This window comes from Halalkalibacillus halophilus DSM 18494 (assembly GCF_000423105.1).
Taxonomy (GTDB): Bacteria; Bacillota; Bacilli; order Bacillales; family Alkalibacillaceae; genus Halalkalibacillus; species Halalkalibacillus halophilus.
Map to the genome: position 1 here is coordinate 1 of NZ_KE383978.1, position 19100 is coordinate 19100.

Genomic DNA, 19100 nt, shown 5'->3' on the forward strand with positions numbered 1-19100 from the left:
TGCGATTATCGATTGATGGTTTATCTGCTTTGGTTCAAGAGTATCTGCAGCTCGATCCCCTATCGTCAGATTTATTTTTGTTTTGTAACCATAGGCGAGACAAAGTGAAAATTCTTCACTGGGAACATAACGGTTTCTGGCTTTACTATCGTCGCCTGGAGAATGGGCGCTTTCAATGGCCGGAAGGACAAGATGGGGAAACAATGAAAATTGATATCCGTCAGCTTCGCTGGTTGTTGGAAGGGCTAACGCTTGAAGAAGGAAAAGTCCACCCCAAAATCGAAGCAAAAAAAGTCGTTTAAACGCCCATTTATTAACGGATTTATAGTATAATAAAGGTATGAAAACGAATCCGAAATCACACCAACAAACAGAAGATGTATCCGCACACGTTAAGCGACTTGAAGAAGAAAACGCTCAGCAGAAAGCTACCATCAAATGGTATGAAGAACAGTTTCGCTTGCTGCAAAAACAACGTTTTGCCCCTTCAAGCGAAAAGACGGCGGATAACCAAATGGAGCTACCACTTTTTAATGAGGCGGAAGTGACTGAAGCACCGGAAGTTGAGGAACCAACCGAAGAAGAGATTACGTACACGCGAAAAAAGCGTCAACGTACCAGCTCGGACGCGGTCGATCAACTTCCGGTTGAAGTCGTAACTTATGAGTTACCAGAAACAGACCAGTTCTGTGAATGTTGTGATGGGCCGGTTCATGAAATGACTACGGAAACACGTCGGGAAATTGAAATCGTTCCAGCATCTGCTTACATAAAAGAATACCGGCAAGCTGTCTATGCATGTCGTCAGTGTGAAAGCCATCATACGCACACACCTATTGTCAAAGCTCCTATGCCTGAACCTGTGTTATTCAAAAGTATGGCTTCGCCATCGGCGATTGCGCATATCATGACTCAAAAATACGTAGAAGGGTTACCCCTATACCGTCAGGAAAAGCAGTTAGCTCGTTTAGACCTTACCCTATCTCGCCAGACGATGGCGAACTGGATGGTTAAGGCGTCTGAGCAGTGGCTCGAACCTTTTTATGAAAGCATGAAGGCTTTCTTACTGACCCAGCCCACCATGCACGTGGATGAAACCACCGTCCAGGTTTTACAAGAGAAGGACCGGGCGGCCTCCAATCAATCCTATATGTGGCTATATCGTTCGGGCCGATATGAGGCCCCATGTATTCTGTTTGATTACCGAACCACCCGCGCTTCGAAAAACCCGAAATGGTTCTTGGACGGGTATGAAGGTACCTTACATGTAGACGGGTACAAAGGTTATGATGGACTTCCTCATGTCCAGCTTTCCGGCTGTTGGGCCCATGCTCGCCGGAAGTTCGATGAGGCCACCAAAGCAGGAAGCTATGGGAAAACCGATACACCGACGCTCTCCGAACAAGGGCTGGCCTATATCAATCAATTATATAAGCTTGAACAATCATATAAAGAAGCATCTCCTGAGGAGATGCTTAACCATCGGCAAGAACATAGTGTTCCAGTTGTCGATGCTTTTTACGCATGGGCAAAGAGTAGCGTGAAGACGGCTTCGCCTAAAAGCTTATTAGGGAAGGCACTTAGATACGCGATCTCCCAAGAAGAAAAATTACGTCGTCCATTTCAGGATGGTCGACTAGACATTGATAACAATCGAGCCGAACGCAGCATTAAACCTTTCGTCATCGGCCGAAAAAATTGGTTATTCTCCCAGACATCCAAAGGGGCTCGGGCGAGCGCCGTGATTTATAGTGTAATGGAAACCGCAAAGGAGAACCAGCTTAAACCTTTTGACTATTTAAAGTATTTATTTGAAACATTACCGAACCTTCATGAGGTCACGATAGAATCGCTAGAACCTCACTTACCTTGGTCGGAATCCCTTCCATCACATATAAAATTATAAACTACGTATAGCTTACCTTACATGCCGCACCCGAGTCAGGGTGTGGTTTATTTGACGCTTACACATAATCAGCGGTCGATGTGGGATATCAGCGGTGAGGAAAATATATCAGCTGTCGTTACATGATATCAGCGGTTAAGAAAATATATCAACAATCACTACCATATATCAATCTTTAAAATAAAACCGCAACAACTCGTAAGCTGTTACGGTTCATGCAATCTCTAATTTAAGAAGACGTCCATTTTCCACCATTGATGTGGATTGCTTGGCCGGTCATATAGGATGACTCTTCGGAAGCTAGCATGACATATGGCCATGCGTGTTCGGATGGTTGTCCTGGTCGTCCGATTAAGCCGTCTTGGCCGAAGTTCTCGACTCCATCTTCATCAAAGGACGACGGGATCAGGGGAGTCCACACTGGTCCAGGTGCTACAGAGTTTGCGCGAATGCCTTTATCTGCTAGGCTTTGGGCAATGCTGCGAGTAAATGCGGTAACTGCTCCTTTGGTTGCGGAATAATCAATTAAGATGCCGTTTCCTTGATATGCGTTGATTGATGACGTGTTAATAATCGAATCACCAGACTTCATATGTGGGACGGCAGCTTTCGTTAAATAAAATTGGGAGAAGAAGTTTGTTTGGAAAGTTTCCTCAAATTCTTCATTTGTAATTTCAGTAATATCTTCGCGAATATATTGAATCGCTGCATTATTGACGAGGATATTTAAGCCGCCAAAAGCTTCTACCGTTTTAGCAACGAGTGATTCACAGTGTTTTGCATCTTTAATATCACCAGGAAGCAGAATACATTGTACGCCTTCTGCCTCAACTAATTGCTTTGTTTCTTCGGCATCACTATGTTCATCCCAATAAGAGATGGCGACATTTGCACCTTCCTTTGCATAAACCATTGCAACAGCTCGTCCTATTCCGCTGTCTCCTCCAGTAATTAGTGCTGATTTTCCTTTTAATTTATCTGTTCCTTTATAATCCTTTGGTTGATGAGGAAGTGGGTTCATTTCTGATTCGATTCCGGGTTGTCGATTCTGCTTTTGTCTTGGGTTACTTCCTTTTTGCATGTCTTTTGGGTCTGTCATCTTCATTCCTCCCTTTAATGTAAAAAAAGAACCTCTAAACAGAGGCTCTTTTTTTACGTTTCTTCTGTTAGCTCTGTTACATCTACTTCAAACGTTTCTTCTGAATGTTTGATGTAGTGGACAAGTGCCTTTTGTGTTTCATCATTTACTTCGTTAATATACACGTATTCACCATTGTATAGTACATTTTTAATATCTGGGTCTTCTGAAATGTGTTTTGCTCTCATTAAATCCATGATAAATCCCTCCGTTACTTTCTAATCCAAGTTTTACCTTGTGCTATATTGATAACCGAATTGAATCATTATTAAACGTAGTCAGCGGTATTGAAATGTAATTGTAACGTATAAAGAAGGACAAGATCCCACTGTTCTCGAACAATGAAACACAAATAAATCTTTTTAAAGGAGGAGTCGAATGACTTCTATTGTGGATAAATTAAATATGCAAAAATATCCTAAACGTTTAATTTTACAGCTTCCCCAAGGGGTGGATTATTTTCAAGGTATCGCGTATGATGAGCAAGTGTCTGAAAGGCAGTATGATTTAATTTTTGCTTTTATTATGGATGTTGAGGAATTTCAAGAAAATGTTCGTCAAGTCGTGGATCAAGCTCTGTTACGTGAACAAGGTTATTTATACATCGCTTATCCTAAAAAGAAAAACCCTACATTTGATACTTATATATCTAGAGAAGATATTTATAATGAAAAACATTATGATTCTAATCGATATATACATAAAAGTGACTTGAAGTTTTCGCGAATGGTTAGTTTAGATGAAACGTATACGGTGGTTGGGATGAAGCGACAAACGAAAAAGACCCCGACTACTTCAAAGCCGAGTCAAAAGATAGCTGACTATGAAAAATATGTACCGGAAATAAAGCGATCTTTTGCATCTAACGAAGAGAGTTTAGCCATATATAACTCATTACCGCCTGGTTACCAAAAAGAATGGGCACGTTTTGTATATAGTGCAAAACGCTCGGAAACCCAGAAGAATCGTTTACAAAAGATGGAAGAAGTGCTCCAGGAAGGGTACAAATCTATGGATTTATATCGAAGAGACCGCCAAAAATAACACGTTTCATACAGAAATGCGGTTTGTTTGGTGAAAAAATTAGTAAGAGGAGATAACAAAGTTGTAAATATTTTTTTGTATTCGGTACAAAATATATAGATTAAGTACATTCCAATCGACTAAATCCCTTAAAGTTTGTCAAGTTTCGACCATTATGTTAGGTTGAAGTCTGTGGGTGCTAGGTATTTAGATTTATTATATCCGGGTAAATACGATTATATTATTCTAGATAGGGTAAATAATATACTACATCTTCATCTACGCAGTATGTTCTTGTTGGAGCAGGGGTTTTTGTCAATTTTGTCAGGAATCGGTGCTATAGCAAGAACAAAAAATCTAATAGAGGAGGAAACATTTTGGCTAGAGGTGCAAAAAGAGAAAAGCGTCAAAAAGGGTTAACGTCCTTTCGAGCGTCGTTAAAAACGCCAACATTAATCATTGCGTTGTCTATTGCAATCGTATTTGTTTTGTGTGGCGTATTTGTCCCTGATTTTGGAACATATATGGACGCAACTTTTGATTGGGTAGTTACTTACTTAGGTTGGTCGTTCATACTGGGCGGAAGTTTATTCTTGATCGCCACGATTTACTTAATTGTCAGTCCTCTTGGTGAAATAAGATTAGGGGAAGATGACGAAAAACCAGCGTATTCATTAGGTGCATGGTTTGCGATGTTATTTAGTGCTGGTATGGGTATTGGACTATTGTTCTGGGGTGTATCAGAACCAATCAACCACTATGACTGGCCGGCTTCCGGTGAGGGTGGTACTCCAGAAGCAGTTCATAAAGCACTTCAATATTCATTTTTCCACTGGGGACTTCACCCGTGGGCAATCTATGCAGTTGTAGCTGCATCACTTGCGTATTTCTCCTATCGTAAAGATCTACCGATGTTATTAAGTTCATCGTTAGAACCATTGATCGGCCGTGAAAATTTAAACGGCGGTTGGGGTAATACAGTGAATATCATTGGTGTTATTTCTACATTGTTTGGTATTTCTACATCACTTGGTTTAGGTGTTATGCAAATTGGTGGTGGATTTGAGCAATTATTAGGTATTCCTAATAACGAGTTCTTGTGGTTAATCATTATTGTAGTCGTAACAGGGTTAGCAATTCTTTCTACAACCACTGGAATTGATAAAGGGATTAAATGGTTAAGTCAAGGTAACTTAGGTGTTGCTGGTTTACTTATGCTATTTGTATTAATCCTTGGACCGACATTATTTATTTTAGATGCAATGACTCATTCTACAGGAGCTTATTTACAAAACATATTCCAAATGTCCTTTGGAATCGATGCTGCTGGTGAAAATACAGATGGCTGGTATGATGCTTGGACAATCTTCTACTGGGCATGGTGGATTTCATGGGCTCCATTTGTAGGTTCATTTATTGCTCGTGTATCTAGAGGACGTACAATTAGAAGCTTTGCTGTTGGTGTTATGTTAGTACCTACAGGAGCTAGTATTGTATGGTTCAGTGTATTCGGAGGTGCAGCACTTTATAATGAACACTTTACGGATACAAGTATTCTAGATGCGGTGTTAGAAGACGAGGCGCAAGGTTTCTTCGCGCTATTAAATGACTTCCCATTAGGAAGCTTGTTGATTGTTATTGCGATGGTTTCCTTGACCGTATTCTTTATTACATCTTCTGACTCCGGTACGTATGTAATCGGTATGTTAACATCGAAGGGTAATGAAAACCCTCCTTATCAATTACGTATTACTTGGGGTATCATTGAAGGTGCTTTCGCAGCTGTATTACTTCTTGCAGGTGGACTCGCCGCCTTACAGACTGCAGCCGTCGTCGGAGGGTTCCCGTTCATGATCATCATGATCTTGATGGTATATTGTCTATTCTATGCGCTAAACAAAGAACTGAAAGATGGTTCACTACCTAAAGAACGTGCACGTATATACGCAGCACTCGAAGATTTAGGTAAAGAGCGTAAAATTGATGAAGATGTCATCCGCGACGATGAAGGTAATCCGAAATATGAAGAAGATAAAGATCCAGAAGATCGAAAATAAATTAGATATAGAAAACCCGCTAGCTTTAGTAACTAGCGGGTTTTTCTATGTGGAAAATAGAATGGAATCGGGCGGATAGACCTCCTAATCAGGTACAAAAAGTTGTTTGCCGGCATACAGGCGGTCCAATCGGGTGTAAAAAATCATTTGCCGGCATAAGTCAGGCTTTGCCGGCAAACAATTCTAAATGCCGGCAAATAGCCCCTAGTCTTCACTGATCCCGGTTTCTACAATTAGTAAGTCGTAAATCGGAACCATTTTTGCAAGAGATACCCTGCATATCGTAAGGTGGAAAAGTTATCCTGGTGTTCTGCGTAATCTACAGTGAATTCCGCATCTTCGTTGTGCCACAAGCGGTTGAAATACGAATCAATCTCTTGAGTGAATTCACTATCGCTCGGAGCTGTTACACTGATATCATTTTCTAGATTATAGTTATCTAGGTTACGAGTTGTAAAGTTAGAAGAACCCGCAATGACGTTACTGACTTCTCCGCGATTTATATAAATCATTTTAGAGTGGTATTGTTCCTCGTTTGTGTTGTACCAACGGATATTCAAATGATCATCACTACGTTGCATGAGTTCGCCAGCAACAGGCAAATTAGGTAGTCCGACTTTTTCTTGGCCGAACGCGTTTTGATTCGGATCTAAAACGAGATTAATGGTTACTTCTCGTGATGCTGCCCGTTCTAATGCTTCAATGACATCGCGGTCGGATAAATAAAACATTCCCATCCATACTTCATCACCGGATTCAGCCTCTGCCAAAGCTTGTAGAATCGCATATTGAATTTGTTTTTCAGTTACGATTTGTGCTTGCATGGTAGGGTCTTCTTCTGTTTCTGTATCGATCCATTTCTCGAGCTCTTCATCTGTAGGAAAAGCATTTAAATCTCCACCGGAAAATGCAGCTACCGCTTTTTCAGACTCCACCAAGTCCTTAATAATCGAACCTTCTACTTGAACACCAATGTTTGAGTGAAATCCACTTGCATCATGTGGATTGGCGGAAAGTATGAGTCCGTGATTTTCTGTTATGATCGCTTTTCGATGATTGGCTTTCACGTTCGCTAATTTTAAATATGAACGAGCAGTCACATCAGGTGAAGAGGGTCCAAAGGCATTCGGTAACCAGCCTTCTCCAGACTGGCCGAACCACTGGATACCCATTCTCCAAATCGTGGAATAAAGAAGATTAGGGTCCCGCAACTCTGTTAAATCTGTATAAACAACTTCCACACCTAATTCTTCTAAGTAATCAATATGCTTTGCCTCATGCGATCCATAGGTTGTGTTAATTTCATCTGTAATTAAGACAACTTTCAAATCCGGATTAGCTTCCACTTGTTCTTTAATCTTTTGTGAAAAAGTAGAGCTTAGTTTTGGATAATCTCTATCTTCATCTGCCGATTCATTAATCATGAACATATCTATGACGAGAAACTCTTCTGCTTCCTCGATTGTTTCAAATACGGTGTCCCAAATTTCATGTTCGTATTGTTCTTCCCCACCCGATTGGTAAGTTAAGTCATACAAAAAATCAATTTGTCCTTCTGTTAATTCATGTGTGTCACCTGCATAGGAAATTCCTTCAGGTAGCGGCTTGAACTGATGGTAAAAAAGGGTGACTAGGAAAATAGTGATCACTACGATTAAAATCCACCAGCGTTTTTTACGGTACCATTTATGTTTCAACAATCATCCCTACAATCTACTTTTCTTATTTCTATAGCATACCAGTAAATATTACAAAACAATATCAATTTGAAGAAATAAGATTATTTGTGGTAGGAAGCGGGAAAAGGTATTTTCAAGGTGATGTTTAGGTAAAAGGAGGTTATGTCAAGTGAGTACAAATAGTAATAACCAATCTCCATTAAATTTTGTGGTTATTGGTAGCTTTATCGGAGCAGGAGTTGCTGTATTATCCAGCAATGATAAAGGGAAGAAAATATTAAAAACTGTAGCAACTTCTAAAGCGATGCATTTAGCAGGCCGAGAAGTGACAAATATATTGACAGATCAAGCAATGAACTCGATGAAGCGTTCAATGACAGATTATTTTCAAAAAGCAGGAGATAAACTTCCTTTTGAGATGCCAGATCAAGTAAAAGAGAAGGTTGAAGGAAAACTTTCAAGAGACTCTAATGAAGAACAAGACGAGCGATACGAATCGCTAGAAGAAGAAAACAAAAATATAAATCAACGCCTAGATAAAATAGAAAACATGCTAGAACAGTTAGTCGATCAGAAAAGTTAAAAGAGGTGAAGGTTAATGAGTGAAGAAGAAAATAATAACCATAATCAAACAGCAAAAACAGTAACAAGAGCTGTTGCAGGTTCTGTACTAGGAGCTTCCATTGGGTATCTTATTTCTCGAGAAAACCGAGATAAAATTGTAGAGAAAGTTAAAAGTATTGATACAGATGGATTAGCAGAAAAAGGATCTAACTTCACTGCTTCCACGAAAGATTCACTTAAAAGTACTGCTACAAGAGTGAGAACTAGTACTGGAAAAGCCTTTGATTCCTTCAGAAATAATGATGAAGAGTCTCATTGTAAACCAATTGTAATCAAGTAATTAGAAAATAATTAATACATACGTAACCCCAGAAGGTAATTACCTTCTGGGGAAATAGGATGTTCTAACTAAGCAGCTTGATGATCTTCCTTCACGGATTGCCTTTCTTGACGCTTTATATCGAGTTGTAATAACAATGCGAGCACCAGCGCCACTGAAATTAACCCAGTGAACACATAGAATACTGGGATATAACTATTGGTTGCATCGTATATTTGAGTAACGATTAATGGTCCAAAGATTCCTCCAAGCGACCAAGTAGTTAATAAATACCCGTGAATTTGCCCGAGTTGCTTTGTTCCGAATAAATCACCGATGAATGCCGGTAAATTGGAAAATCCCCCTCCATAACAGCTGACGACTGCAAAAATTAAGATTTGAAACAGAAGTACGTTTGCAATGTTTGGAAAAGTGATAAATGCAATTAATTGTAGAACGAAGAAAGTGATGAAAATAGCTGGTCTTCCTACATAATCTGATAAGGCAGCCCAACCAAGCCTTCCACCACCATTGAAAATCCCCATGATACCAACCATTGTTGCAGCAGCAGCGGCGGATAATCCTACTACTTCCTGCGCCATAGGTGACGCAACAGAGATCATCATGATTCCCGCTGTAGTATTAATAAGCATCATGGTCCATAACATCCAAAAACGTCTTGATTTTACAGCTTCTTTTGCAGAGAATTGACCTAAATCGGCTTTGACCACTTTTTTCCCGGAAGCAATATCTTTTTTCATTTTAGCTGGCATCCAACCTTCAGGGGGTGGTGCGATGTATAGGGCTCCGAGTACAATAAAGATGAAGTAAGCGACTCCTAATGTGTAAAAAGTGTTAGTTACGCCAACATTATTCATAAGTAGATCTGCAACAGGTGCTGTGATGAGTGCACCAGTACCGAATCCAAGCACTGCCATTCCAGTGGCCAGACCACGTCGATCCGGGAACCATTTGATGAGTGTGGAGACAGGTGCGATATATCCGAAGCCTAATCCTAGTCCACTCATTAATCCGTATGTAAGTAAAAATAATAAATGAGAGTCAACAGCTACTGCTAAACCTGAACCTGCTTGTCCTAAACCGAACAAAATTGCAGCTACAATTGCTGATTTGCGTGGACCTTGACGCTCTACGAAGGGACCGAAGAAAGCGGCTGAGAAACCAGCTAGTGCCATCATGATCGTAAACGCAAAGGTAATTTCTCCTGTAGACCATCCAGTAGTTTCGTGAACAGGATTTGTGTAGACACTGTAAGCATATGCTGCACCTATTGATAAGTGTATAGCAATTGCTGATAAAGCAATAAGCCATCTATTTTTGTTCGTCTGCATGTTAGTTCCTCCTGCGTGACAATTTTGTGATGTAGGTAACATTCTACTAATTTTGCAAGGAGAAATAAATAGAAAATTTTCAAAATTGTTTATTTTGAGTAAATAGTAGGTGTTTTTAAGTCAAAAAAATCTGAACGGCTTAACATGAGCCGTTCAGATTTTGAGATTTGGATGGTTTTAAGATACTAATTCACTTACTTTCTTCTCTACCTCATCGACTGAATCTTTAGGACCGAATCTTTCTACTACTTCTCCATTCTGGTCGACGACAAATTTTGTGAAGTTCCATTTGATTTCTTTACTTAAAAATCCTTTCTGGGCGTCTTTTAAATGTTGGAATAGTGGATGTGCATCTTTCCCATTCACTTTTATTTTTGCGTGCATCGGAAAGGTTACACCAAAATCTAATCGACATGTTTCAGCAGCTTCTTCAGAGGACCCAGGTTCTTGGTTAGCAAATTGATTACTTGGAAATCCTAGAACAACGACATCTTGCTCCTTATGCTTTTGGTAAAGTTTTTCTAGATCATCAAACTGTCCTCGCAAACCACATTTCGTTGCTGTATTCACAATAACTAATACTTTCCCTTTATATTCATCTAAAAGATATCTTTCTCCACTTGGGTTCTCTACTTCAATGTCGTAAATACTCACTAGAAACACTCCTCTTTGAATTGTTGCATGTATTTGATATTATTCTAGCAAAATATCTGAAAGTTAAAAAAGAATTTGCTTGATTCGACATATGAGACTAGATATTTAGAGCAAGGAAATATACACTAGGAGTAGTGGAAAAGATACAATCAGTGAAGGGTTTGAACAACAATGAATATTTTTCTGACAGGTGCTACTGGATTTTTAGGTACAAACTTAACAAAACGGTTTGTGAAGCATGGTCATCATGTATATGTAATGGTTCGAAATGAACGAAAATTAGCAGGACTATTTTCGGAAGTTTCTAGTGAAGAAGCGACCCGAATCCATGTGGTGCCAGGGGATTTGTTGGTAGAGAATTTAGGAATTACTTCGGATAAAATTATGGAATTACAAGGGAATATGGATGTTGTTTATCATACAGCGGCTTACCTTTCATTTGATGAGTCAGAACGTGAGCGTGTGTTTTCGATTAATTTAACGGGGACGGAGCGGGTATTGGAGTTAAGTAAGACGATTGATGCCAAGCGCTTTGTCCATGTTAGTACGGCCTATACGTTAGGAAATGAAACAGTCGGATCGGAAGAACTTCACCCAACAGATGCGACGTTTATTAATGCTTATGAGGAAAGTAAATGTCAGGCTGAACACTTAGTGATGTCTAAACAAGCAGAGATAGAGCCGATTATTGTTAGACCCGCGATTATTATTGGAGACTCCGTAACGGGAGAGGCAGACACGACTTTCGGATTATATGGAATTTTACGAACGGTAGCGTTATTAAAGAAGATTGCCGCACGTAAATCAGAGCCAGAAAATAAAACATATTCCCTTCTAATTGAAGCGGAGACTACATCGAATTTAGTGCCGGTTGATTTTGTGATTGACCTATTGTATTACAGTCTAAAGGATGCAGTGCCTGGGCGGATTTATCATGCAACAAATCCGAACCCTCCAACGAATGGGGAAATATTCGATGCCATTCGAAACGGATTAGATTTTCACCAAGTGAAGCTTGTTTCTTATGAACATGCAAGTGAGCTGACGGAAGAAGAATGGAAGATGAATCAGCCTTTAGAAGTGTTTAAAAGTTATTTGAATCGTTCGATTGTATTTAAACGTGATAATACAGAAGAGTTGTTATCACGTATAGAAGCAGAAGACCTGCAAATGACTCCAAACGTGCTGCAGCATATTATTGAAGGGTTTCAAAAATCATCATAGGAAGGGGCATCTTACATGCAAACATTGGTTCCAGAAGTTTTAATCGATAAACTACAGTTAGAGCCTCATCCAGAAGGTGGATTTTATAATGTAACCCATGTTTCAGAGCAAAAAATAAAAAATGAATCTTCTCAAACTGAGGATCAAGAACGCGCCTTGTTTACTAGTATTTATTTTCTTCTACGTTCAGAGGATCGTTCGCATTTTCACCGTTTAAAATCGGATGAGCTTTGGTATTATCATGGTGGAAGCTCCTTGACGGTGCATATGATCGGTTTAGATGGAAGTTATGAAACCAAAAAAGTAGGCATGGATGTTGTGAACGGCGAACACCCCCAAGTTTTAGTCCCTAAAGGTACTATTTTCGGTTCTACTGTTGATGATCCTGAGACGTTTTCACTTGTAGGGTGTATGGTTGCGCCTGGATTTGATTTTAATGACTTCGAGTTATTCTCCGAAAAGGATTTGTTAGAAACATATCCCCAACATGAGAAAATCATTAAATATCTAACCGTTTAAAAGAAGATCATTCATTGTTTTACCAATTTAGGTATGTGTAACCGGTTAGATAAGGGATTTTTTACTGATAAATATATTCTCCGCATCTATACATAATAAAGATTATAGATGAAGCGAAGAGATTTTATATAGATAGACTTTTGAATACAGAAGGAGTTTGGATAGTGAAATTTGAGAAAACTAGTGGGTCAAAGCCTCTTTATAAACAAATAATAGAATGGATGACGACTAACATTAAATCAGAACACTGGAAAGAAGGACACAAGCTCCCCGCGGAAGAGGATTTAGCAAAAGAAATGAATGTCAGTCGGGGGACACTTCGAAAAGCAATTTCTCGTCTTTTGAAGCAAGGGTTGTTAGTACAAATTCAGGGTAAGGGTACGTTCGTGGAAAAGCAGAAGATCTCTTATCCGTTTGCCCAAGAGCTGGTGTCTTTTGCGGAATCAATGACGCGTAAAGGATATCATTTTGAAACAGAAGTAATTAGCCAAATGGTTATACAACCTAATGCCTCGATTCAAACGAAGTTAGAAATTGGTTTGTATGACCTTGTTCTGTATGTAAAGCGAGTACGTAAAATTGAAGGGGAAGCTGCATTGTTAATTGAGAACTGGGTTTCGTTAAAACATTGCCCCTCCATTGAAAAAGTTGATTTTACGAAGGTAGGTTTATTTGAAGCGATTGAAAAAACGTGTAAGTTAGAAATTTCTCAAGGAATGAGAAACTTTTCTGCAACTTCTTTAAATAAATCGGATGCCGAATGGTTGAGATTAGATGAAATGACGCCAGTACTTATGATTGACCAGCTTACTTTTGGAAGCGAAGGTACCCCTTTAGAATGTTCGAAAGTTCTATTGCGAACAGATAAATATGAAATATCTTCTGTTCTTCGAAGATAATTTTTTTGCAAATATGTGGAACCGTTTACAGAAGTATGATAATGTTATAATTTAGAAAGGAAGGGAGGGAAAAGGAATAGACTGACAACCCATGAATAAAGAGAGAAGAAATTCTTTGGGTAGAGCAACTGATCAATAGAGAGAAAATATGAAAATGTGTTAGATAGCGACTAACATCAACCGTAAAAATAAAATCAGAAAACAAAGCATGAAAAAACCCCGTTCAGTTACACACTGAACGGGGTTTTGAAATTCATATTAGTTATTGTTGTTACGACGGTTGCTGTTGCGACGTTGGCCACCGCTGCCGCCTTGGCCACGATTACCACCTTGGCCACGATTACCACCTTGGCTGCGGTTTCCACCGCCACCGCGACGGTCGCCGCCACGACGATCTCCACCGCTTCGTCCACGGTTTCCTCCGCCTTGACCACGGCCACCACCGCCACCGCGACGATTTCCACCGCCACCACGGCCGCCTTGTGTACGTTTTCCGCGAAGTGGTTCTACTGATGATAGAGTAACTGGAACCTGATTTGGTTCTTTTGTTAGCAATTTAATTGCAGCAGATACTAATTCTACAGCTTCTTCTTCAGCTAATAAGCGTTCTGCAGCTTTTCTGTAGTCTGCGCCTTCATTTGCCCAAGTTGTTTGGCGTAATTTTTCGATTGCTTCTTCCTGTAATCCTTCAATTACGTGATGGTAAGAAGGGATTGGTTTAAAGTCAATTTTACGCTTCGTTAACTTTTCGATTGTTTTTAAGTGATCATGTTCTTTTGGAGTAACAAACGTGTATGCTTCTCCGTTTTTACCAGCACGACCTGTACGTCCAATACGGTGTACATAGCTTTCTGGGTCTTGCGGTAAGTCAAAGTTATACACATGTGTTACACCAGAAATATCTAGTCCACGTGCTGCTACGTCTGTAGCAACAAGGATTTCCGTAGCTTGGTCTTTAAAGCGACGAATGACTTTTTCACGTTTCACCTGCGGGATATCACCATGGATTCCTTCTGCAGAGTAACCACGCTTCATAAGTCCTTCAGTCAACTCATCAACACGTTTCTTCGTACGACCGAAGACAATTGCAAGATCTGGAGACTCAATATCTAGAGAACGACATAGTACGTCGAACTTATTCTTTTCTTTAACATCAAAGTAATACTGGTCAATATGGTCTACTGTAAGTTGTTTTGATTTCACACGAACTACTTCTGGGCTTTCCATAAACTTCTCTGCAAGCTTCTGAATACGGCTAGGCATTGTAGCTGAGAAAAGTAGTGTTTGGTGCTCTTGAGGCATTTCAGCTAGAATCGCTTCGATGTCTTCAATAAAGCCCATGTTTAACATTTCATCTGCTTCGTCAAGAACAACTGTTTTAATATTACCTAATTTAACCGTTTTACGGCGAATGTGGTCTAATAAACGACCTGGTGTCGCTGCAATCATTTGCGGACGACGTTTTAAGGCACGGATCTGACGGTTAATATCTTGACCACCATATACCGGTACCGTTTGGACACCTTTTTCCTGACCAATACGGTTTAATTCTTCTGCTACCTGGATCGCAAGTTCACGTGTTGGAGCGATTACGATTCCTTGGACATCTTTAGATTCCATATCGATTTTGTCGATCATTGGAATACCAAATGCAGTTGTTTTACCTGTACCTGTCTGTGCTTGTCCGATCATATCTTTCCCTTTTAGTGCAGTAGGGATTGCTTCTGCTTGGATGGGTGTTGGTGTTTCAAACCCCATGTCTGCAACTGCCTTTAAGACACTTGCTTCTACGTTCAAATCATTAAATGTTTTCAAACTTGTTCCTCCTATTAATTCTTTCCTGTATTTTTTCTGTTCAAAAGAAAAGCTTCTAATCATAGCTTAGCCTATCTTATACTTTTTTACCCAACTCAAATGGTTTATTTCATTTTATAAAAGGTATGTTCGACAAATATTAATTCGCCGAAACTATTTTTGAAAAAAGTAAACTGGATCCTTCTTAAGTATTAAAAGGGATCAAGGTAAACTTTTTTTGCGAGGTGATTTTTTCATCACATTACATACCTTTAAGCTTCTCTAAAACGTTGTTCCAAGACGTTTAATCAGTCAATAAACCTAGCGAAATCATTAGGTTTTAAAAGCATAAAAAAGTAGCACATCTGACAAGGAAAAAATCGTTTTTCCTACATCTTCTGTAGCTACGTTGATTTCTTCCTCATTAACCGATTCTTTTAACAGACAACTAAGTGTAACGTTTTCTTGTCACGCTGTCAATGGAAAGGTGATAGTACATAATTGTATGTTCTGAAGGAAGGCGTACGCAGGGAGCGGAGCGTGCTTATTTGCATGTAATAGCATAAGGGAGAATTTTATTGAAAGGAGTTGAGACCAGATGTTTTCTAATAAAGGCTGTCATATAAGTCGCTTCTAATTTCAATACGATAACAATTGAAGTGCCAGGTACAGGAAGCGCGCCTGCTAGTGGTGAAATCTACATTACACCCAATTATAAAATTCCATGTAACTAGGTGAAGAAAGTGTAGGAAGGTTCTGGGCGAAGTCGGAACCTTCCTATCCTATAAGCGTAATTTATTAGAAAGGAGAGGTTGAGATGGGTACAAAAGAAAAGTGTACATCGTGTATTTGTCCAATAATAAAAGACATTTTAAAAACGCAAAATCAAGCAAGTCCATCACGAAATTGTGCTGTTGCTAGCTGTAACCAATTATTAAATCCAAATGAGGAATTAAAAGATACAATCCCGATCATCTTGTATGGAAAATATAATAACGAACCATTTGAGGCAATTGGAGATTGTTTCTGCACGATTTTCTTTCGAATCAACAAAGTCAATGATAACTGTTGTGCCACGCTCGAAATGCTTGAGCCATATGAATGCTATGGGTGTAAAAAGCCACTTCCAAAACTATTTCCAACAGGTATATGTCTGACAGTCGATTTAAATAGTTTTTCTGGGGTGCAGTGTTTGCAATCATTTAATCGAGAAGAGAGGGAACGAAAAGAAAAATAAACAGATAGATCTGCCTATGAAAATTGTCTGAAATATGCTAACAATAGTAGAAAAGGAGGGATGATTGTGCAGGAAATTATAAATAGAAATAATGTCAACGTAGTTGGTCAAGGAGACAAGACAATTGTTCTCGCGCATGGGTTTGGAGCGGATCAAACGATGTGGAGATATATTTTACCGGATTTAGAACAGGATTACCGAATTGTGTTATTTGATTATGTTGGTAGCGGTTATTCCACTTCAGAGGCATTTGATGAAGAGAAGTATCAGAATTTACATGGGTATGCTCAAGATTTAATCGATGTTTGTGAAGCTACTGGTGTGGAATCTGCTGTATTTATTGGACATTCTGTAAGTTCCATGATTGGAATGTTAGCATCCCTTCAAAAGCCGGAACTGTTTGAACGTATGGTTATGATTGGCCCTTCTCCTCGTTACATCAACGATTCTGACGGGTACTATGGTGGTTTCGAGATGAAGGATGTTCATGAGCTATTAGAGATGATGGAAATGAACTTTGTCGGTTGGGCAAGTCATATGGCCCCGATTGCGATGAAAAATGAAGATCGTCCTAGTTTCACGAAGAATTTAGAGAAAACATTCACTGAAAACGATCCATTTATGTTAAGAAAATTTTTAGAAGCTACCTTACTGTCTGATCATCGTGCGCAATTATCACAACTTGAAGTGAAAACTCTAATACTTCAATGCTCAGACGACAGCTTTGTTCCAATTGAGATAGCGAACTATTTGGAGGAGCAAATTCCCGATAGCAAACTCGTAGTGATGCGTGCGAAAGGGCATTACCCTCACTTAACCCATCCGGAAGAAACGGTTACAGAGATACGGACGTTTATCGAGTAATTTTTATGGAAAGGGTCGTTTATAATGATTGGGGATCTGAATCAACTTCCAAGTGGGTATATGGCAATTGATCAACAAGGCAATGTTTTAGAGATGAACCATTACTTTAAGAAGCTTTTAGGGATAAACAATGACCACGAGAACATCCATTTAGATGGTTTTTTGTCTTACACGAATAAATTTTTGTTTTACTCGCATTTTTATCCGAAAATAAAAATGGATAAAAAAGTAGAGGAAATGTTTATTAAGTTTCAATCGAAAACGGAAGAAGTAATCCCCGTGTTAATTAATGCAGAAGTGGATGCTTCTGACCCGGACGAAATTATTCATTGCGCGGTCACCCCTGTTCGAAAAAGAATTCAATATGAGCAGGAAATGAAGGTGGCTCACCAAAAAGTTGGACAAGCGTATCAGGAGAAAGAAGAAGCTCACGCAGAGTTAGAAAAGTTATATGTACAAAACGAGAAGAAAAATGAACAATTAGCCGTATTAAATGAGAAGCTTAAAATGATTGCTTCTACAGATGAATTGACGCAGATAAATAATCGTCGGGCTTTCGTGGAAGAGCTCGAAACAGAGCTTGTCGCGTTTGAAAATCAAAAGGTCCATTTTTCTTTAATAATATTAGACATTGACTTCTTTAAAAAGGTAAATGATACATGGGGACATCTTGTTGGTGACCAAGTACTGATAAAATTAGCGGAAATCTTAAAGAAGAGTGTTCGGAAAGATGATTTTGTTGCGAGATACGGTGGCGAGGAATTTGTCCTTATTTTAAAAGATGCAGATTATATCACGTCACTTAAACGGGCCGAGGAAATACGAATTGCAGTGCAGGATACAGACTGGGAAGAACTCGCAATCACCATTAGTTTAGGTGTCTCTACCTATCGCACAGAAGACACGAAACAAACGTTGCTTTCTAGGGCTGATTTTGCTCTATACGAGTCCAAAAAGACAGGGAGAAATTGTGTCACGCATGCGGCTGACTGTAAGATTCCAATCACCTAATAAAAAAGCCGCTTCCTTTATGAAGAAGTGGCTCGTCGGCACGATTACGAGTTTTAGGTTGTCCAGCGATCAATCATAATTGTCACCACATACCATTCTCCGTTTTGTTCTTCAAAACCTAACTGAAGGCTTGCCCAGTCTAAGTCATCATCGGTACTTTCTACAAAATATTCTACAAACTCTGCATCAGGAAACACTTCATGCCCATTAAATGAAACTTGTCCACGGGATTCGAATTGATTTTGATTTACTTCATCCGGTGAACTAAAATCGCGAATGAATAGAAATTGATTGTAGTACTCACTTGGGGTCAAATCGATATCTTGCCCACTTCCATCCTCTACACCCCAAGTATAAACAGATTGATCCTCTGCCCACTGCGAAATTTCTTCAGCAGTCATGACATGTGCAGCCTGATCATCGAGGTTGCTATAGGGAGAGAACATCACTCCATCTTCTGGGTGTACATAGTCCGCTAGTTGTTCAAAGTTTTCATTTGAAAGGGCATCTACAACTTGAACTGAACGTTCTTGAAGGTCAGATGGTTCTCCTTCGTTTGTTGCAGCAGAGGACTCCTCCATTGCACTTTCCGCTTCGTCTCGTTCCTCACGCAAACGTTCGATTTCATTATCCTTTTCCTCTAATTCATCTTCTAGGCGATCAATTTCATTTAACGCTTGATCGAGCTCTTCTTGTATAGATTCCATGTCTGCTTGTAATGCTTCTTCTTCATCAATAGAAGGTTCCTGATCCTGTGGTGTGTCGTCACTGTTGGCATCTTCGTCTTCCATACAAGCTGCGAGTAATATGACCACGAATGATATGGAAATAAAAATTTTAACATGCGGTTGCATCAAAAC

Annotated in this window: 19 protein-coding genes; 12 read left to right on the forward strand and 7 right to left on the reverse strand. The window is 39.5% G+C overall.

What is annotated here, in order from left to right:
* Both tnpB and tnpC read left to right on the forward strand, forming a co-directional pair.
* Positions 1 to 302 (forward strand): IS66 family insertion sequence element accessory protein TnpB (gene tnpB / locus G532_RS0111710; RefSeq protein ID WP_027964295.1); only part of this gene is annotated, 302 nt, incomplete at its 5' end.
* Between the two features lie 38 nt (positions 303 to 340).
* Positions 341 to 1906: an IS66 family transposase gene (gene tnpC / locus G532_RS0111715; RefSeq protein WP_027964296.1), complete on the forward strand. Its 1566-nt coding sequence runs from the start codon at positions 341 to 343 to the stop codon at positions 1904 to 1906.
* A 229-nt stretch (positions 1907 to 2135) separates the two neighbouring features.
* Here tnpC and G532_RS0111720 read toward each other — a convergent pair whose 3' ends face one another.
* Both G532_RS0111720 and G532_RS0111725 read right to left on the reverse strand, forming a co-directional pair.
* Positions 2136 to 3005 (reverse strand): SDR family oxidoreductase, encoded by an 870-nt coding sequence (locus G532_RS0111720; RefSeq protein WP_051189164.1) that lies wholly within the window; start codon positions 3003 to 3005, stop codon positions 2136 to 2138.
* A 53-nt stretch (positions 3006 to 3058) separates the two neighbouring features.
* On the reverse strand, positions 3059 to 3241 hold the full coding sequence (locus tag G532_RS0111725; RefSeq protein ID WP_027964959.1) for an H-type small acid-soluble spore protein: 183 nt from the start codon (positions 3239 to 3241) through the stop codon (positions 3059 to 3061).
* Positions 3242 to 3422: 181 nt separating this feature from the next.
* On the opposite strand from G532_RS0111725, the gene G532_RS0111730 reads away from it, so the two are divergent.
* Entirely contained in the window at positions 3423 to 4088 is a 666-nt protein-coding gene (locus G532_RS0111730) for a YdeI/OmpD-associated family protein (RefSeq protein WP_027964960.1), read from the forward strand.
* 356 nt (positions 4089 to 4444) lie between these two features.
* Entirely contained in the window at positions 4445 to 6124 is a 1680-nt protein-coding gene (locus G532_RS15265; protein WP_035512987.1) for a BCCT family transporter, read from the forward strand.
* 233 nt (positions 6125 to 6357) lie between these two features.
* Here the strand turns inward: G532_RS15265 and G532_RS0111740 are convergent, their stop codons facing one another.
* Positions 6358 to 7821 carry a phospholipase D family protein gene (locus G532_RS0111740; protein WP_051189165.1) on the reverse strand — a complete coding sequence of 488 codons (1464 nt, stop codon included), beginning with the start codon at positions 7819 to 7821 and terminating at the stop codon, positions 6358 to 6360.
* Between the two features lie 151 nt (positions 7822 to 7972).
* On the opposite strand from G532_RS0111740, the gene G532_RS0111745 reads away from it, so the two are divergent.
* Complete coding sequence (locus G532_RS0111745) at positions 7973 to 8386, forward strand: hypothetical protein (RefSeq protein ID WP_027964962.1); 414 nt, start codon at positions 7973 to 7975, stop codon at positions 8384 to 8386.
* A 15-nt stretch (positions 8387 to 8401) separates the two neighbouring features.
* Positions 8402 to 8707 carry a YtxH domain-containing protein gene (locus G532_RS0111750; protein WP_027964963.1) on the forward strand — a complete coding sequence of 102 codons (306 nt, stop codon included), beginning with the start codon at positions 8402 to 8404 and terminating at the stop codon, positions 8705 to 8707.
* A gap of 68 nt (positions 8708 to 8775) precedes the next feature.
* Here G532_RS0111750 and G532_RS0111755 read toward each other — a convergent pair whose 3' ends face one another.
* Both G532_RS0111755 and G532_RS0111760 read right to left on the reverse strand, forming a co-directional pair.
* Entirely contained in the window at positions 8776 to 10038 is a 1263-nt protein-coding gene (locus tag G532_RS0111755; protein ID WP_027964964.1) for an L-lactate MFS transporter, read from the reverse strand.
* A 177-nt stretch (positions 10039 to 10215) separates the two neighbouring features.
* A complete protein-coding gene (locus tag G532_RS0111760) occupies positions 10216 to 10692 on the reverse strand; it encodes a glutathione peroxidase (RefSeq protein WP_027964965.1) in 477 nt (158 codons plus the stop codon).
* 171 nt (positions 10693 to 10863) lie between these two features.
* Between G532_RS0111760 and G532_RS0111765 the strand changes: the two genes are divergently transcribed.
* The 3 genes from G532_RS0111765 to G532_RS0111775 all read left to right on the forward strand — a co-directional run bounded on the left by G532_RS0111765 (position 10864) and on the right by G532_RS0111775 (position 13334).
* A complete protein-coding gene (locus G532_RS0111765; protein WP_027964966.1) occupies positions 10864 to 11916 on the forward strand; it encodes an SDR family oxidoreductase in 1053 nt (350 codons plus the stop codon).
* 15 nt (positions 11917 to 11931) lie between these two features.
* The gene (locus G532_RS0111770; RefSeq protein WP_027964967.1) at positions 11932 to 12435 is read left to right on the forward strand and encodes a cupin domain-containing protein; all 504 of its coding nucleotides are present in this window, start codon (positions 11932 to 11934) and stop codon (positions 12433 to 12435) included.
* 164 nt (positions 12436 to 12599) lie between these two features.
* Entirely contained in the window at positions 12600 to 13334 is a 735-nt protein-coding gene (locus G532_RS0111775) for a GntR family transcriptional regulator (protein ID WP_027964968.1), read from the forward strand.
* A gap of 258 nt (positions 13335 to 13592) precedes the next feature.
* Here G532_RS0111775 and cshA read toward each other — a convergent pair whose 3' ends face one another.
* The gene (cshA, locus tag G532_RS0111780; RefSeq protein ID WP_027964969.1) at positions 13593 to 15149 is read right to left on the reverse strand and encodes a degradosome RNA helicase CshA; all 1557 of its coding nucleotides are present in this window, start codon (positions 15147 to 15149) and stop codon (positions 13593 to 13595) included.
* Positions 15150 to 15945: 796 nt separating this feature from the next.
* On the opposite strand from cshA, the gene G532_RS0111785 reads away from it, so the two are divergent.
* The 3 genes from G532_RS0111785 (at position 15946) to G532_RS0111795 (ending at position 18240) form a co-directional block, all read left to right on the forward strand.
* Complete coding sequence (locus tag G532_RS0111785) at positions 15946 to 16365, forward strand: CotY/CotZ family spore coat protein (RefSeq protein WP_027964970.1); 420 nt, start codon at positions 15946 to 15948, stop codon at positions 16363 to 16365.
* A gap of 63 nt (positions 16366 to 16428) precedes the next feature.
* The gene (locus tag G532_RS0111790; protein WP_156882606.1) at positions 16429 to 17229 is read left to right on the forward strand and encodes an alpha/beta fold hydrolase; all 801 of its coding nucleotides are present in this window, start codon (positions 16429 to 16431) and stop codon (positions 17227 to 17229) included.
* Positions 17230 to 17253: 24 nt separating this feature from the next.
* Positions 17254 to 18240 carry a sensor domain-containing diguanylate cyclase gene (locus tag G532_RS0111795; RefSeq protein ID WP_027964972.1) on the forward strand — a complete coding sequence of 329 codons (987 nt, stop codon included), beginning with the start codon at positions 17254 to 17256 and terminating at the stop codon, positions 18238 to 18240.
* A 53-nt stretch (positions 18241 to 18293) separates the two neighbouring features.
* Here the strand turns inward: G532_RS0111795 and G532_RS0111800 are convergent, their stop codons facing one another.
* The gene (locus G532_RS0111800) at positions 18294 to 19094 is read right to left on the reverse strand and encodes a coiled-coil domain-containing protein (RefSeq protein ID WP_027964973.1); all 801 of its coding nucleotides are present in this window, start codon (positions 19092 to 19094) and stop codon (positions 18294 to 18296) included.
* Positions 19095 to 19100 lie beyond the last annotated feature (6 nt).